Consider the following 15555-nt stretch of genomic DNA (forward strand, 5'->3'; position numbering starts at 1 on the left):
CAACCCGATCGCCATGGAAGAAGGTCTGCGCTTCGCGATTCGCGAAGGTGGCCGTACCGTGGGTGCCGGTGTTGTATCCAAGATCACTGCCTGATTTTCTTAGGATTTATTAAGAAATAAGGGTTGCGATCAGGCAGGGAGGTGCATATAATGTGCCTCCCTGTTACGCAGTAGGCCAGTGGCTCAATTGGCAGAGCAGCGGTCTCCAAAACCGCAGGTTGGGGGTTCGAGTCCCTCCTGGCCTGCCATTCCCAGTCGGGAATGGCGTCACGTAAAGCGCACGCTTTCATATTTCCGAGGCCTCTAGCGTGAATTCTAAAGTGACTTCCGAAGGATCAAAGCTCGACGCTCTCAAGTGGCTGGTTGTTATCGCGATAGTAGCCGCCGGTGTTGTCGGGAATTCAGTTTTTTCCGGTGAATCCCTGCTTTACCGGGTGCTTGCGCTGTTGGCGCTGGCGCTGGTGGCCGGGTTTGTCGCCTTCCAGACCGCCAAAGGGCGTGCGTTCTTCCAGCTTTTCAAGGAAGCCAAGAACGAAATACGCAAGGTAGTCTGGCCCACGCGTCAGGAGACGCTGCAAACCACAGCTATGGTTGTGGTCGCTGTCCTGTTGGTTGGTCTGTTCCTTTGGGGACTGGACACGCTGCTTGGTTGGCTCGTTTCTGGCGTCATTGGTTAAGGAGATAGCGCGTGAGTACGGAAAAGAAGCGTTGGTACGTGGTGCATGCTTACTCCGGCTATGAAAAGCGAGTGATGAATGCGCTCAAGGAAAGTGTTGAGCGCCACGGTATGCAGGATCTGTTTGGCGATGTGCTGGTTCCCACCGAAGAGGTGGTTGAGATCCGTGATGGTAAAAAGCGCAAGTCTGAGCGTAAATTTTACCCCGGCTACGTGCTCGTCAATATGGTGATGAACGACCAGACCTGGCACTTGGTGAAAGATACGCCGCGTGTGCTGGGCTTTATCGGTGGTACTGCTGATAAGCCGGCCCCGATTACCGAAAAAGAAGCGAACGAGATTCTGCAGCGCGTAGAGAGCGGTGTGGATAAGCCGCGGCCGAAGACTGTGTTCGAGCCGGGTGAGATGGTTCGCGTTACCGATGGCCCCTTTGCGGATTTCAATGGGGTTGTCGAAGAGGTCAATTACGAGAAGAACAGGCTGCAGGTGGCGGTGCTCATCTTCGGTCGTTCCACTCCGGTTGAGCTGGAGTTTGGTCAGGTCGAAAAGGCCTGATAGTAAACCGATTCGTGGAGGCTGGCTGCTTTGGTGGTCGGCCTCTTGTTGTGAAAGAAAGGGGAGCCGAAAGGCGCTTGCACCCTGAGGAGTAGCTTAATGGCTAAGAAAATCAATGCTTATATCAAGCTGCAGGTAAAAGCTGGTCAGGCTAACCCGAGTCCGCCTGTGGGTCCGGCTCTCGGTCAGCACGGTGTTAACATCATGGAGTTCTGTAAGGCGTTTAACGCACAGACTCAGAGCATGGAAGCCGGCCTGCCGATCCCTGTCGTTATTACTGTATACAGTGATCGTAGCTTTACCTTCATCACCAAAACTCCGCCGGCTTCTATTCTGCTGAAGAAGGCTGTGGGTCTGAAGAGTGGTTCTTCCCGTCCGAATACTGAAAAAGTTGGTCACGTGACCCGTGCTCAGCTTGAGGAAGTTGCGACGGTTAAAATGCCGGATCTGACCGCTGCCGATATGGATGCTGCTGTTCGCACCATCGCTGGTAGTGCGCGTGCCATGGGTCTGACTGTAGAGGGTGATGAATAATGGCTAAGTTGACCAAGCGCCAGAAGGCGATCCGCGAAAAGATCGAAGCGGGCAAGCTGTACGCTATCGACGAAGCTGTGGCTGTTCTGGCTGACGTTTCCGCTGTCAAGTTCACCGAGTCTATGGACGTGGCTGTCAACCTGGGTGTTGATCCGCGTAAATCTGATCAGGTTGTTCGTGGCTCTACTGTGTTGCCGCACGGTACCGGTAAAGATGTGCGCGTTGCTGTGTTTGCGCAGGGCGACAATGCCGAGAAGGCTAAGGCTGCCGGTGCGGATATCGTCGGTTTTGAAGATCTCGCCGAGCAGGTTAAAGGCGGTAATCTGGACTTTGACGTTGTAATCGCAACGCCTGACGCGATGCGTGTTGTCGGTCAGCTGGGTCAGATCCTGGGTCCGCGTGGCCTGATGCCGAACCCGAAAGTCGGCACTGTAACGCCGGACGTTGAAACCGCAGTTAAGAACGCTAAAGCCGGTCAGGTCCGCTTCCGTACTGATAAGAACGGTATTATTCACTGTTCTGTGGGTAAGGTTGGGTTCACTGATGTGGCTATCAAGGAAAACATCGAAGCACTGATCGCTGATCTGAAAAAGCTCAAGCCGTCATCTTCCAAAGGTGTTTACCTGAAGAAAGTCACCCTGTCCACTACCATGGGTCCGGGTGTTTCTGTTGATCAGGGCTCTCTGAGCGTCTGATTGCAGTGAAAGGTTTTTTGAGGGTCTTCGTGACCTCTGTGACAGAGACGAAGGCCGTCAAAGACCGCAGGTGGCAGAGCCGTTCGCGGCATCTGCCTTAATGGCCAGCCAGCCTGCGCAGACGGTGAGGTTCACGCGTGAATCATGACCACCGTACTCAGCCCCGCAAGGGGTGGTTGGTAAATAGTCGAAAGACTCAATCCAGGAGTAAATTGTGGCAATAGGACTCGAAGAGAAAAAAGCGATCGTCGCTGAAGTCCAGGAAGCTGCCAAAACTGCTCTCTCTGCTGTCGTTGCGGATTCCCGCGGCGTAGAGGTAGCAGATATGACTGCACTGCGTAAGCAGGCGCGTGACGCAGGTGTATGGCTCAAAGTAGTCCGTAACACCCTGGCACGCCGTGCAGTTGAAGGTACCGATTACGAGTGTCTGTCTGATGCTTTTGTCGGTCCGACTATCATCGCCTTTTCCAACGAACATCCGGGTGCCGGTGCGCGCATCCTGAAAGAGTTCGCCAAGGGTAATGACAAGTTGGAGCTCAAAGCTGCTGCCTTCGAAGGTGCAGCTGTGGATGTTTCCCTACTGGCAAGCCTGCCGACCTACGACGAAGCACTGGCCAAGCTGATGAGCTGCATGAAAGAAGCAGCCGCTGGCAAGCTGGTTCGTACTCTGGCAGCTGTTCGCGATCAGAAAGAAGGGGAGGCGGCCTGATTGTAAACAGGCGGCTCTCACGATTTAACGCATTTTTATAGGATTTAAAACATGTCTCTGTCTAAAGAAGATATCATCAACGCAATCGCTGAAATGTCTGTCATGGACGTTGTAGAACTGGTTTCTGCAATGGAAGAAAAATTCGGTGTATCTGCAGCTGCTGCTGTTGTTGCCGGTCCTGCTGGCGACGCTGGTGCTGCTGCTGAAGAGCAGACTGAATTCGACGTAGTCCTGACTGCTGCTGGCGATAAGAAGGTCAACGTAATCAAGGCTGTTCGCGGCGCGACCGGTCTGGGCCTGAAAGAAGCGAAAGAAATGGTTGACGGCGCTCCGGCGACCATCAAGGAAGGCGCTTCCAAGGAAGAAGCTGAAGAGCTTAAGAAAGCTCTGGAAGAAGCCGGCGCTACCGTTGAGCTCAAGTAATCGCTTCGATGCGTTGCAAGCAGCTTAGTACTGCTTAAAAGCGTATGGCTGGTGGCGAAATGCCACCGGCCTTTTTCCGTTATTTACAGACAGCAAATAAATAACGGTATCACAGTCCGCCAACACCTGGTGGCTGGCTTCTCAACCTAGGTGCACATGCTGGGGAACACTGATGGCTTATTCATACACTGAGAAGAAACGCATTCGCAAGGATTTCGGTAAGCTGCCGCAGGTAATGGATGTGCCATACCTGCTTGCGATCCAGCTCGATTCCTACCGCAAGTTTCTGCAGGCGAGCTCTGAACAGGCGCAAGGGCGCAGGGACGAAGGGCTGCACGCCGCATTCAATTCCGTATTCCCGATCGTTTCCTACTCCGGAAACGCGGCGCTGGAATACGCTGGTTACCGCCTCGGTGAGCCCGTATTTGACGTTAACGAATGTCAGCAGCGTGGTGTGACCTATGCAGCTCCTCTGCGCGTCAAAGTACGCCTGATTATCTATGATCGTGATTCGTCAACGAAGGCGATCAAGGATATCAAGGAGCAGGAAGTCTACATGGGCGAAATGCCCCTGATGACTGAGAACGGTACTTTTGTCGTGAACGGAACCGAGCGCGTTATCGTATCGCAGCTCCACCGCTCACCCGGTGTCTTCTTCGACCACGACAAGGGTAAGACCCACTCTTCCGGCAAGTTGCTCTACTCTGCGCGGATCATTCCTTACCGTGGTTCATGGCTCGATTTCGAGTTTGACCCGAAGGACTCCCTGTTTGTCCGTATCGACCGTCGCCGTAAACTGCCGGCTACGATACTGCTGCGCGCATTGGGCTTCCAGGCCGAAGAGATTCTGGATACCTTCTTTGAAACCACCGGCTGGACCCTGGAAGGTGAGCAGATCTGGATGGATCTGATCCCTGAGCGTCTGCGTGGCGAAACCGTTACTTTCGAGATCAAAGATCCGGAAGGCAAGGGCATTGTTGAAGCGGGACGTCGTATCACCCCGCGTCATATCCGCCAGATGCAGCAGGCGGGCATGCAGCAGCTCAATACCCCGTCCGAGTATCTGATCGGTAAAGCGCTGGCGAAAGACCTGATGGATCCGTCCACCGGTGAAGTTCTGGCACCGTGTAACACCGAAGTGACGGAAGATCTGATCGCTAAAGTGCAGGCCGCCGGTATCAATCGTCTGGAAACGCTGTACACCAACGATCTGGACTGTGGTCCTTTCATTTCCGATACGCTGCGCATCGATCCGACCCGCAACCAGTTGGAAGCGTTGGTTGAGATCTACCGCATGATGCGCCCGGGCGAGCCGCCGACCAAAGAGTCCGCGGAAGCGCTGTTCGAAAACCTCTTCTTCTCCGAAGAGCGTTACGACCTCTCCGCCGTCGGTCGCATGAAGTTCAACCGTCGTCTGGGACGTGGTGAAGAAACCGGTTCCGGTATTCTCGATAAGGATGACATCCTGGATGTCATGAAGACTCTGATCGAGATCCGCAACGGTAAGGGTGTTGTTGACGATATTGACCACCTGGGCAACCGTCGTATCCGTTCTGTCGGTGAAATGGCCGAGAACCAGTTCCGCGTCGGCCTGGTCCGCGTTGAGCGTGCTGTTCGTGAGCGCCTGTCCATGGCGGAAGCGGATAACCTGATGCCGCAGGATCTGATCAATGCCAAGCCGGTGGCTGCAGCAATCAAAGAGTTCTTTGGTTCCTCCCAGCTGTCCCAGTTCATGGATCAGAACAACCCGCTGTCCGAGATTACGCACAAGCGTCGTGTTTCCGCGTTGGGCCCGGGTGGTCTGACCCGTGAGCGTGCCGGCTTCGAGGTGCGTGACGTACACCCGACGCACTATGGTCGTGTGTGCCCGATCGAGACCCCTGAAGGTCCGAACATCGGTCTGATCAACTCGCTGGCGGTGTTCGCACGTACCAACGACTATGGTTTCCTTGAGACGCCTTACCGTCGTGTTGTCGATAACAAGGTGACCGACGAGATCGATTATCTCTCCGCGATTGAGGAAAGTAAGTACGTTATCGCCCAGGCTTCGGCAGCAATGAACGAAGCGATGGAGTTGACTGACGAACTGGTAGCCGTTCGTCATATGAACGAGTTCACGGTTACTCCGAAAGAGAACGTTCAGTACATGGATGTTTCTCCGCGTCAGGTGGTATCCGTAGCAGCGTCGCTGATCCCGTTCCTTGAGCACGATGACGCGAACCGCGCGTTGATGGGTTCTAACATGCAGCGTCAGGCTGTACCGACACTGCGCTCCGAGAAGCCGCTGGTCGGTACCGGTATCGAGCGCAACGTGGCCCGTGACTCCGGCGTATGTGTTGTTGCCCGTCGTGGCGGTGTTATTGAATCCGTGGATGCGTCTCGCATTGTCGTGCGCGTACGTGACGAAGAAGTTGAAGCGGGTGATGCAGGTGTGGATATCTACAACCTGACCAAGTACACCCGCTCTAACCAGAACACCTGTATCAACCAGCGCGCTATCGTGTTGCCGGGTGATACTGTCGAGCGTGGCGACATCATGGCTGATGGCCCGTCCGTCGATATGGGTGAGCTGGCACTGGGCCAGAACATGCGCATCGCGTTCATGCCCTGGAACGGTTATAACTTCGAGGACTCCATCCTCATCTCCGAACGTGTGGTTCAGGAAGACCGCTTTACCACGATCCATATTCAGGAGCTGACCTGTGTGGCGCGTGACACCAAGCTGGGGCCTGAAGAGATTACCTCCGATATCCCCAACGTGGGTGAGGCCGCCCTGTCCAAGCTGGATGAGTCCGGTATCGTGCATATCGGCGCAGAAGTGGGCCCCGGCGATATCCTGGTTGGCAAGGTAACGCCGAAGGGCGAAACTCAGCTGACGCCGGAAGAGAAGCTGCTGCGTGCGATCTTCGGTGAGAAAGCGTCCGACGTTAAGGATACCTCGCTGCGCGTTAAGACCGGTACCATCGGTAAGGTTATCGATGTCCAGGTATTTACCCGTGACGGTGTGCCCAAGGATGAGCGTGCGCTCGCCATCGAGAAGTCCGAAATGGATGCGATCCGTAAGGACCTCAATGAAGAGTACCGCATCGTCGAACAGGCTGTTTTCGAACGTCTGGAGCGTGTTCTTAGCGGTCTCCAGGCAGACGGTGGTGCCGGCCTCAAGAAGGGCGATACCATCACCGCTGACTTCCTGCAGAGCTTGAAAAAGTCTGACTGGTTCAAGATCCGTGTAGCGGACGAGTCTGCCCAGGAGATGCTGGAACTGGCTCAGAAGCAGCTGGAAGAGCGTCGCGAAAACCTGGATAAGCGTTTTGAAGACAAGAAACGCAAACTCCAGACCGGCGATGATCTGGCGCCGGGCGTCCTGAAGATCGTCAAGGTGTACGTGGCCACCAAGCGTCGTGTACAACCGGGTGACAAGATGGCTGGTCGTCACGGTAACAAGGGTGTTATCTCCGTTATCATGCCGGTCGAGGATATGCCGTACGACGAGCATGGCGAGCCGGTTGATATCGTCCTGAACCCGCTGGGTGTACCGTCGCGTATGAACGTGGGTCAGATTCTTGAAACCCACATGGGTATGGCAGCGACCGGCCTGGGCCGCAAGATCAACGCCATGCTGGAAGTGGAACGCGAGAAGGCGGAGACCGTCAAAGAAGTACGCGGCTTCCTGGATCAGATTTACAACGGAGTTCATGGTGACCTGAGCTGCTCACGTAAAGAGGAACTGGATAGCTTCAGTGATCAGGAGATTCTGGAGCTGGCGTCCAACCTGAAACGGGGCGTGCCGCTGGCGACGCCGGTATTCGACGGCGCCAAGGAATCCGAGATCAAGGCGCTGCTGCGTCTGGCTGATCTCGACGACTCCGGTCAGTTTACGCTGTATGACGGACGCACAGGTGATCAATTCGACCGCCCGGTTACTGTCGGCTACATGTATATGCTGAAGCTTAACCACTTGGTTGACGACAAGATGCACGCACGTTCAACCGGCTCCTACAGCCTGGTTACTCAGCAGCCGCTGGGTGGTAAGGCTCAGTTCGGTGGTCAGCGCTTCGGTGAGATGGAGGTCTGGGCACTCGAGGCTTACGGTGCCGCCTACACGCTGCAGGAGATGCTGACCGTGAAGTCGGACGACGTGAATGGCCGTACGAAGATGTACAAGAACATCGTCGACGGCGATCACCGGATGGAGCCGGGTATGCCGGAATCGTTCAACGTGTTGATCAAGGAGATCCGTTCCCTCGGTATCGATATCGAGCTTGAGAACGAGTAAGTCCCTAACGATCACCAGCCGCGGCTCGCTCCGTAAAGAGAGAGCCGCGGCGCAGAGAACTCCGCGTAGGAGCTATAGACAATGAAAGATTTGCTGAATCTGCTGAAGTCCCAGGGTCCGTCCGACGAATTCGATTCCATTCGAATCTCACTGGCGTCACCGGAGATGATCCGTTCCTGGTCTTACGGTGAAGTTAAAAAGCCGGAAACCATCAACTACCGCACCTTCAAGCCGGAGCGTGACGGTCTGTTCTGCGCCAAGATCTTTGGCCCGATCAAGGATTACGAGTGCCTGTGCGGTAAGTACAAGCGCATGAAGCACCGCGGTGTCATCTGTGAGAAGTGTGGCGTCGAAGTCACCATGACCAAGGTGCGTCGTGAGCGCATGGGGCATATCGAGCTGGCGTCTCCGGTTGCCCATATCTGGTTCCTCAAGTCGCTGCCGTCCCGTATCGGCCTGATGCTGGATATGACGCTGCGCGACATCGAACGTGTGCTGTACTTCGAGTCCTTCGTCGTGATCGACCCGGGTATGACCACGCTTGAGCGTGGCCAGATGCTTAACGACGAGCAGTATTTTGAAGCGTTGGAAGAGTTCGGTGACGAGTTCGACGCCCGTATGGGTGCCGAGGCTGTTAAAGAGCTGCTGTCCTCTATCGACCTGGATGAAGAGATCCAGCGTCTGCGTGAAGAGATCCCGCAGACCAACTCCGAGACCAAGCTTAAGAAGCTGTCCAAGCGTCTGAAGCTGATCGAGGCGTTCCACAAATCCGGTAACGATCCGCAGTGGATGATCATGGAGGTGCTGCCGGTGCTGCCGCCGGATCTGCGTCCGCTGGTACCGCTGGACGGTGGCCGTTTTGCGACCTCCGATCTGAACGACCTGTATCGTCGCGTGATCAACCGTAACAACCGTCTGAAGCGCCTGCTTGACCTTAATGCGCCGGATATCATCGTGCGCAACGAAAAGCGTATGCTCCAGGAATCCGTCGATGCGCTGCTGGATAACGGTCGTCGGGGTCGTGCGATCACCGGTTCCAACAAGCGTCCGCTGAAATCCCTGGCCGATATGATCAAGGGTAAGCAGGGTCGTTTCCGTCAGAACCTGCTCGGTAAGCGTGTCGATTACTCCGGCCGTTCCGTTATCGTGGTCGGTCCGTACCTGCGCCTGCACCAGTGCGGCCTGCCCAAGAAAATGGCGCTGGAGCTGTTCAAGCCGTTCATCTTCTCCAAGCTTGAGCTGCGTGGTTATGCAACCACCATCAAGGCTGCCAAGAAGATGGTTGAGCGCGAGGAGCCGCTGGTATGGGATATCCTCGACGAAGTCATCCGCGAGCATCCGGTGCTGTTGAACCGTGCGCCGACCCTTCACCGTCTCGGTATCCAGGCGTTCGAGCCGGTACTGATCGAAGGTAAGGCGATCCAGCTGCACCCGCTGGTATGTGCGGCATACAACGCTGACTTCGACGGTGACCAGATGGCTGTTCACGTGCCGCTGACCATTGAAGCTCAGCTGGAAGCGCGCGCGTTGATGATGTCCACCAACAACATCCTCTCTCCGGCCAACGGCGAGCCGATTATCGTGCCGTCTCAGGACGTGGTACTGGGTCTGTACTACATGACCCGTGAGCGCGTTGCAGCGCCGGGTGAAGGCATGGTGTTCTCCGATATCAAGGAAGTCCAGCGTGCGCAGGGTGCCAATCAGGTTCACCTGCAGGCGCGTATCAAGGTCCGTATCAAGGAAGTGATCCGCGATATCGAAGGCAATGTGGAAGAGCGCTATGGCCTGCAGGAAACCACAGTCGGTCGTGCCATGCTGTTTAACATTGTGCCCGATGGGCTGCCGTTCGAGCTGGTTAACCAGCCGATGAAGAAAAAGGCGATCTCGCGTCTGCTGAACGAGGCATATCGTCGTTGCGGCTTGAAAGATACCGTTATCTTCGCTGACCAGTTGATGTACATGGGCTTCCGTCAGGCGACGGTTTCTGGTGCCTCTATCGGTGTTAACGACTTCGTTATCCCGGATGAGAAGGTCGATATCATCGCCGAGGCAGATGCCGAAGTGAAAGAGATCGAGCGTCAATTCGGTGATGGCCTGGTTACCCAGGGCGAAAAATACAACAAGGTTGTCGATATCTGGTCCCGTGCTAACGAAGTGCTGGCCAAGAAGATGATGGATAACCTGAAGGTGGATCTGGTCACCAACGCCGAAGGCGAAACGGTGGAGCAGGAGTCGTTCAACTCTGTCTACATGATGGCGGACTCCGGTGCCCGTGGTAGTGCTGCTCAGATCCGTCAGTTGGCGGGTATGCGTGGTCTGATGGCCAAGCCGGACGGCTCTATCATCGAGACTCCGATCGTGGCGAACTTCCGTGAAGGTCTGAACGTACTCCAGTACTTCATCTCTACCCACGGTGCTCGTAAGGGTCTGGCGGATACCGCTCTTAAAACCGCGAACTCCGGGTACCTGACCCGTCGTCTGGTCGATGTGGCCCAGGACGTGGTTATCACCGAGCAGGACTGCGGTACCGAAGAGGGTATGATTGTTCAGCCCATGATTGAGGGCGGCGATATCGTCGTGCCGCTGGGCGAGCGTGTGTTGGGCCGTGTCGTAGCCGATGACGTGCTGAATCCGGCCGGCGATGACGTGCTGATTCCGACCGGTACGCTGATCGATGAAGCCTGGGTTGCGCGTCTCGAAAATGATGAGCGCTACTCCAGCATCGACGAAATCCTGGTGCGCTCACCGATCACCTGTCAGTCTCGTCACGGTATCTGCTCTGCCTGTTATGGCCGCGATCTGGGTCGAGGGCATCAGGTCAACATCGGTGAATCTGTCGGTGTTATCGCCGCTCAGTCCATCGGTGAGCCGGGTACCCAGCTGACCATGCGTACGTTCCACATTGGTGGTGCGGCGTCACGGGCGGCGGCTGTGGATAGCATCCAGGTTAAGAACGGCGGCGATGTTCGTCTGCATAACCTGAAATATGTAGAGCGCAGTGATGGCACTATCGTGGCAACCTCTCGCTCCGGCGAGCTGGGTGTGACCGACGAGCACGGCCGTGAGCGCGAGCGCTATAAACTGCCGTACGGTGCGATCATCAAGGTGCGTGACGGTGACTTCGTAGAAGCCGGTGCAGTGGTTGCCAACTGGGACCCGCATACTCACCCGATTATCACCGAGGTAGCCGGTCGCCTACAGTTCGTGGGTATGGAAGATGGTATCACCATCAAGCGCCAGACGGACGAATTGACTGGTCTGTCTACGATCGAAGTGCTGGATGCCAAGGATCGTCCGCAGGCGGGTAAAGATATCCGTCCGATGATCAAGCTGATCGATACTGAAGGTAATGATGTGTTCCACCCGGGTACCGAGATGCCGGCCCAGTACATGCTGCCGCCGAAGTCGATCGTAACCCTGAATGACACCGCCGAAGTACAGATTGGTGACATCCTGGCGCGTCTGCCGCAGGAAGGTACGGTCAACAAGGACATCACCGGTGGTCTGCCGCGTGTTGCCGACCTGTTCGAAGCGCGCAAGCCGAAAGAGTCTGCAGTCCTGGCCGAAGTGTCCGGTACTGTTACCTTCGGTAAGGAAACCAAGGGTAAGCGCCGTATCGTGATCACTCCGCATGATGGTTCTGACCCGCATGAAACGATGATCCAGAAATGGCGTAACCTGAACGTCTTCGAAGGTGAGACGGTCGAAAAGGGTGAAGTTATTTCCGATGGTCCGTCCAATGCACACGACATCCTGCGTGTACTGGGTGTTGCTGAACTGGCCAAATACATCGTTGCCGAAATCCAGGACGTTTACCGCCTCCAGGGTGTGGGCATCAACGACAAACACATCGAAACGATTGTGCGTCAGATGCTGCGTAAGGTTGAGATTACCGAAACCGGTGATTCGAGCCTGATCCAGGGTGAGCAGGTTGAGTACGCCGCGGTCATGGAAGAGAACGAGAAGCTGGAAGCCGAAGGCAAGATTCCGGCGAAGTTCGAGCGTGTACTGCTGGGTATCACCAAGGCGTCCCTGGCCACCGAATCCTTCATCTCCGCGGCCTCCTTCCAGGAGACAACCCGCGTACTGACCGAAGGTGCGGTAACCGGCAAGAAAGACTACCTGCGTGGTCTGAAAGAGAACGTGGTCGTGGGTCGTCTGATCCCGGCCGGTACTGGTTTGGCCTATCATAGCGAGCGCAAGCGCAAGCGTGCAGCCCAAACCGGTGAAGGCGTTACTGTCAGCGCGGAAGAAGTTCAGCAGGCTCTGACCGAGGCACTGAACGCTTCCATGAATGACTCTGAGTAAAAACTGCTCAATAAATTGACGCCAGGGGCCGGAATTGATTAAAATTCCGGCCCTTTCGTGACTGGGTTGGCTCTGGAACAGGGACCCGGTCTTTTTAGTATGGTGCTAATAAACCAAACGTGGAGTTTGCTTAATGGCAACAATTAACCAGCTGGTGCGCAAGCCGCGTAAGCGCGCGGTACAGAAGAGTGACGTACCCGCGCTGCAGGCCTGTCCTCAGCGTCGTGGTGTTTGCACTCGCGTGTACACCACAACCCCGAAAAAACCGAACTCGGCACTGCGTAAGGTCTGCCGTGTGCGCCTGACCAACGGCTATGAAGTCTCCTCCTATATCGGTGGTGAAGGTCATAACCTGCAGGAGCACTCTGTTGTCCTGATCCGCGGTGGTCGTGTGAAGGATCTGCCGGGTGTGCGTTACCACACCGTGCGCGGTTCTCTGGACTGCTCCGGCGTTAACGGCCGTAAACAGGGTCGTTCCAAGTACGGTGCAAAACGTCCGAAGTCTTGATCCCTCGTTAGACGGCGAGGCTGTGCCAGCAAGGTGTCCGATTAATCCGGTTCCAGAGCTGTTTTGGCTAACCCGAAAGACGATAAGAGTAAGGACAGGTGTCGTTTGACATCCTGATGAACCTGAAGACCTTTTACCTATTTAGAGGGCTTATCAATGCCTAGAAGACGCGTAGCTGCGAAGCGTGAAATCCTGCCGGATCCTAAATTCGGTAACATTACCCTGGCAAAATTTATTAACCATCTGATGATCAGCGGCAAGAAGTCCGTCGCTGAGCGCATCGTGTATGGCGCACTGAGCAAAATCGAAGAGCGCACCAAAGGCGACCCGATCGAACTGTTCGACAAGGCGCTCGAAACTGTACAGCCTGCTGTCGAAGTTAAGTCCCGTCGTGTCGGCGGTGCTACCTACCAGGTTCCTGTTGAAGTTCGCCCGTCCCGCCGCACGGCCCTGGCCATGCGCTGGCTGGTTGACGCTGCACGCAAGCGTGGTGAGAAATCCATGGCGCTGCGTCTGGCCGGTGAACTGATCGACGCTTCTGAAGGTCGTGGTGCTGCTGTCAAGAAACGCGAAGACGTGCATCGTATGGCCGAAGCCAACAAGGCTTTCGCCCACTATCGCTTCTAAACTTCAGAGGAATGTGTCGTGGCTCGTAAAACTCCTATCGAGCGCTACCGTAACATCGGTATATGCGCTCACGTAGACGCCGGCAAGACCACCACCACCGAGCGAGTCCTGTTCTACACAGGTCTGTCTCACAAGATCGGTGAGGTGCACGAAGGCGCGGCGACCATGGACTGGATGGAACAGGAGCAGGAGCGTGGTATCACCATCACCTCTGCTGCTACCACCTGCTTCTGGCAGGGCATGAACCAGCAGTTCGAGCAACACCGCGTCAACATCATCGACACCCCGGGACACGTTGACTTCACCATCGAAGTAGAGCGTTCCCTGCGTGTGCTCGACGGTGCTGTCGTGGTTCTGTGTGCTTCTTCCGGTGTTCAGCCGCAGACCGAGACTGTTTGGCGCCAGGCCAACAAATACGAAGTCCCCCGCATGGTGTTCGTCAACAAGATGGACCGTGCAGGTGCTGACTTCTACATGGTTGAAAGCCAGCTGAAAGATCGTCTGGGCGCGACTGCTGTGCCTATCAACCTGCCGATCGGCGCTGAAGATGACTTCAAAGGTGTTGTCGATCTGGTGGTCATGAAGGCTATCTGGTGGAACGAAGATGATCAGGGTATGACCTACGAGTTGGGTGATATCCCCGCGGAGCTTCAGGCTAAGGCTGAAGAGTACCGTGAGCAACTGGTTGAAGCTGCTGCCGAAGCCAACGAAGAGCTGATGGAAAAATACCTTGAAGAAGGTGAGCTCAGCATCGAAGAGATCAAGGCCGGTCTGCGTGCCCGTACGCTGGCTAACGAAGTGATCCTGATGCTGGCTGGTTCCGCCTTCAAGAACAAGGGTGTTCAGGCAGTTCTCGACGCGGTTATCGAATACCTGCCGTCTCCGACCGAAGTTAAGGCGATCGAAGGTACGCTTGATGACGCGGCGGAAACCGTTGCGACCCGTCAAGCTGATGACTCCGCTCCGTTCTCCGCGCTGGCCTTCAAGATCGCAACCGATCCGTTCGTAGGTACTTTGACTTTCGTACGTGTTTATTCCGGTGTGTTGAACTCCGGCGACAGCGTCTACAATTCTGTGAAGCAGAAGAAAGAGCGCGTTGGTCGTATGGTTCAGATGCATGCGAACAGCCGTGAGGAGATCAAACAAGTATTGGCGGGCGATATCGCTGCGCTGATCGGTCTGAAGGATGTGACCACCGGTGACACCCTGTGCGACCTGGATAACAAGATTGTCCTCGAGCGCATGGAGTTCCCGGACCCGGTTATCTCCGTAGCGGTTGAGCCGAAGTCCAAGGCTGACCAGGAGAAGATGGGTATTGCGCTGGGTAAACTGGCTCAGGAAGACCCCTCTTTCCGCGTTGAAACCGACGAGGAAACCGGTCAGACCATCATCTCCGGTATGGGTGAACTGCACCTGGACATCATCGTCGATCGTATGCGTCGCGAGTTCAAGGTGGAAGCAAACATCGGTAAGCCGCAGGTGGCCTACCGTGAGAAGATCCGTCAGTCGGTCGTTGCGAACCACAAGTTCGCCCGTCAGTCCGGCGGTCGTGGTCAATACGGTCACGTAGTGATCGAATTTACTCCGTCCGACGAAGAAGGGCTGGAGTTCGTCAACGAGATCGTGGGTGGTGTGATTCCGAAGGAATACATCCCGGCGGTTCAGAAAGGTATCGAAGAGCAGATGCAGAACGGCGTTATTGCGGGCTACCCGCTGATCGGCCTGAAAGCACGTCTGTACGACGGTTCTTTCCACGAAGTTGACTCCAACGAGATGGCGTTTAAAATCGCGGCATCCCAGGCGCTCAAAAAGTACGCACAGGAAGCTAGTCCGTGCCTGCTTGAGCCGATGATGAAAGTCGAAGTCGTAACACCTGAAGAGTATATGGGTGATGTGATGGGTGACTTGAACCGTCGCCGTGGTCTGGTGCAAGGCATGGAAGACAGCAGCTCCGGCAAGGTCATCAATGCTGAAGTGCCGTTGGGCGAGATGTTCGGTTATGCAACCGATCTGCGCTCCGCATCTCAGGGTCGTGCGACCTATTCTATGGAGTTCCAGGGCTATGCCGAAGCTCCCCAGAATATCGCCGAAGCTGTTATAAAGCAGAACTAATTTAAGCCTAATTGCTTGATTTAAGAGGATATAGTCGTGGCTAAAGAAGCTTTTGATCGTAGCAAGCCGCACGTAAACGTCGGCACCATCGGTCACGTTGACCATGGTAAAACCACTCTGACTGCAGCGCTG

General features: G+C 55.5%; 13 protein-coding genes and 1 tRNA gene. All 14 read left to right on the forward strand.

Features of this window, described 5'->3' with window-relative positions; all coding sequences use genetic code 11:
* On the forward strand, window positions 1-94 hold a 94-nt coding region (locus G403_RS25135), incomplete at its 5' end, for an EF-Tu C-terminal domain-related protein (protein ID WP_483803753.1).
* Window positions 95-172: 78 nt separating this feature from the next.
* Window positions 173-248 (forward strand) — tRNA-Trp (locus tag G403_RS0119785).
* A 60-nt stretch (window positions 249-308) separates the two neighbouring features.
* On the forward strand, window positions 309-677 hold the full coding sequence (gene secE, locus G403_RS0119790) for a preprotein translocase subunit SecE (RefSeq protein WP_027855528.1): 369 nt from the start codon (window positions 309-311) through the stop codon (window positions 675-677).
* Window positions 678-688: 11 nt separating this feature from the next.
* Window positions 689-1231, forward strand: coding sequence for a transcription termination/antitermination protein NusG (gene nusG, locus G403_RS0119795; RefSeq protein WP_027855529.1), 543 nt, complete (start codon window positions 689-691; stop codon window positions 1229-1231).
* A 99-nt stretch (window positions 1232-1330) separates the two neighbouring features.
* Window positions 1331-1765 carry a 50S ribosomal protein L11 gene (gene rplK / locus G403_RS0119800; protein ID WP_027855530.1) on the forward strand — a complete coding sequence of 145 codons (435 nt, stop codon included), beginning with the start codon at window positions 1331-1333 and terminating at the stop codon, window positions 1763-1765.
* Window positions 1765-2460, forward strand: a complete 696-nt coding sequence (rplA, locus tag G403_RS0119805; RefSeq protein WP_027855531.1) for a 50S ribosomal protein L1 — start codon at window positions 1765-1767, stop codon at window positions 2458-2460. The genes rplK and rplA overlap by 1 nt, the downstream gene beginning before the upstream one ends.
* A gap of 214 nt (window positions 2461-2674) precedes the next feature.
* The gene (rplJ, locus tag G403_RS0119810; RefSeq protein ID WP_027855532.1) at window positions 2675-3169 is read left to right on the forward strand and encodes a 50S ribosomal protein L10; all 495 of its coding nucleotides are present in this window, start codon (window positions 2675-2677) and stop codon (window positions 3167-3169) included.
* A gap of 51 nt (window positions 3170-3220) precedes the next feature.
* The gene (rplL, locus tag G403_RS0119815) at window positions 3221-3592 is read left to right on the forward strand and encodes a 50S ribosomal protein L7/L12 (RefSeq protein ID WP_027855533.1); all 372 of its coding nucleotides are present in this window, start codon (window positions 3221-3223) and stop codon (window positions 3590-3592) included.
* A 172-nt stretch (window positions 3593-3764) separates the two neighbouring features.
* Window positions 3765-7868, forward strand: coding sequence for a DNA-directed RNA polymerase subunit beta (gene rpoB / locus G403_RS0119820; RefSeq protein ID WP_027855534.1), 4104 nt, complete (start codon window positions 3765-3767; stop codon window positions 7866-7868).
* 81 nt (window positions 7869-7949) lie between these two features.
* Complete coding sequence (gene rpoC / locus G403_RS0119825; protein WP_027855535.1) at window positions 7950-12176, forward strand: DNA-directed RNA polymerase subunit beta'; 4227 nt, start codon at window positions 7950-7952, stop codon at window positions 12174-12176.
* 133 nt (window positions 12177-12309) lie between these two features.
* A complete protein-coding gene (gene rpsL, locus G403_RS0119830) occupies window positions 12310-12684 on the forward strand; it encodes a 30S ribosomal protein S12 (RefSeq protein ID WP_027855536.1) in 375 nt (124 codons plus the stop codon).
* Between the two features lie 156 nt (window positions 12685-12840).
* Window positions 12841-13311 (forward strand): 30S ribosomal protein S7, encoded by a 471-nt coding sequence (gene rpsG, locus G403_RS0119835; RefSeq protein ID WP_027855537.1) that lies wholly within the window; start codon window positions 12841-12843, stop codon window positions 13309-13311.
* A gap of 18 nt (window positions 13312-13329) precedes the next feature.
* Window positions 13330-15423 carry an elongation factor G gene (fusA, locus tag G403_RS0119840; RefSeq protein WP_027855538.1) on the forward strand — a complete coding sequence of 698 codons (2094 nt, stop codon included), beginning with the start codon at window positions 13330-13332 and terminating at the stop codon, window positions 15421-15423.
* 36 nt (window positions 15424-15459) lie between these two features.
* Window positions 15460-15555, forward strand: a 96-nt coding sequence (locus G403_RS25140; protein WP_156899747.1) for a GTP-binding protein, incomplete at its 3' end; no start/stop codon positions are given.

Origin of the sequence: Marinobacterium litorale DSM 23545, assembly GCF_000428985.1 — a bacterium.
Taxonomy (GTDB): Bacteria; Pseudomonadota; Gammaproteobacteria; order Pseudomonadales; family Balneatricaceae; genus Marinobacterium_D; species Marinobacterium_D litorale.

Coding starts and splice junctions, on each gene's coding strand:
- rplK (WP_027855530.1), top strand. CDS start 1,331: ATGGCTAAGAAAATCAATGCTTATATCAAGCTGCAGGTAAAAGCTGGT.
- rplA (WP_027855531.1), top strand. CDS start 1,765: ATGGCTAAGTTGACCAAGCGCCAGAAGGCGATCCGCGAAAAGATCGAA.
- rplL (WP_027855533.1), top strand. CDS start 3,221: ATGTCTCTGTCTAAAGAAGATATCATCAACGCAATCGCTGAAATGTCT.
- rpoB (WP_027855534.1), top strand. CDS start 3,765: ATGGCTTATTCATACACTGAGAAGAAACGCATTCGCAAGGATTTCGGT.
- rpoC (WP_027855535.1), top strand. CDS start 7,950: ATGAAAGATTTGCTGAATCTGCTGAAGTCCCAGGGTCCGTCCGACGAA.
- rpsL (WP_027855536.1), top strand. CDS start 12,310: ATGGCAACAATTAACCAGCTGGTGCGCAAGCCGCGTAAGCGCGCGGTA.
- rpsG (WP_027855537.1), top strand. CDS start 12,841: ATGCCTAGAAGACGCGTAGCTGCGAAGCGTGAAATCCTGCCGGATCCT.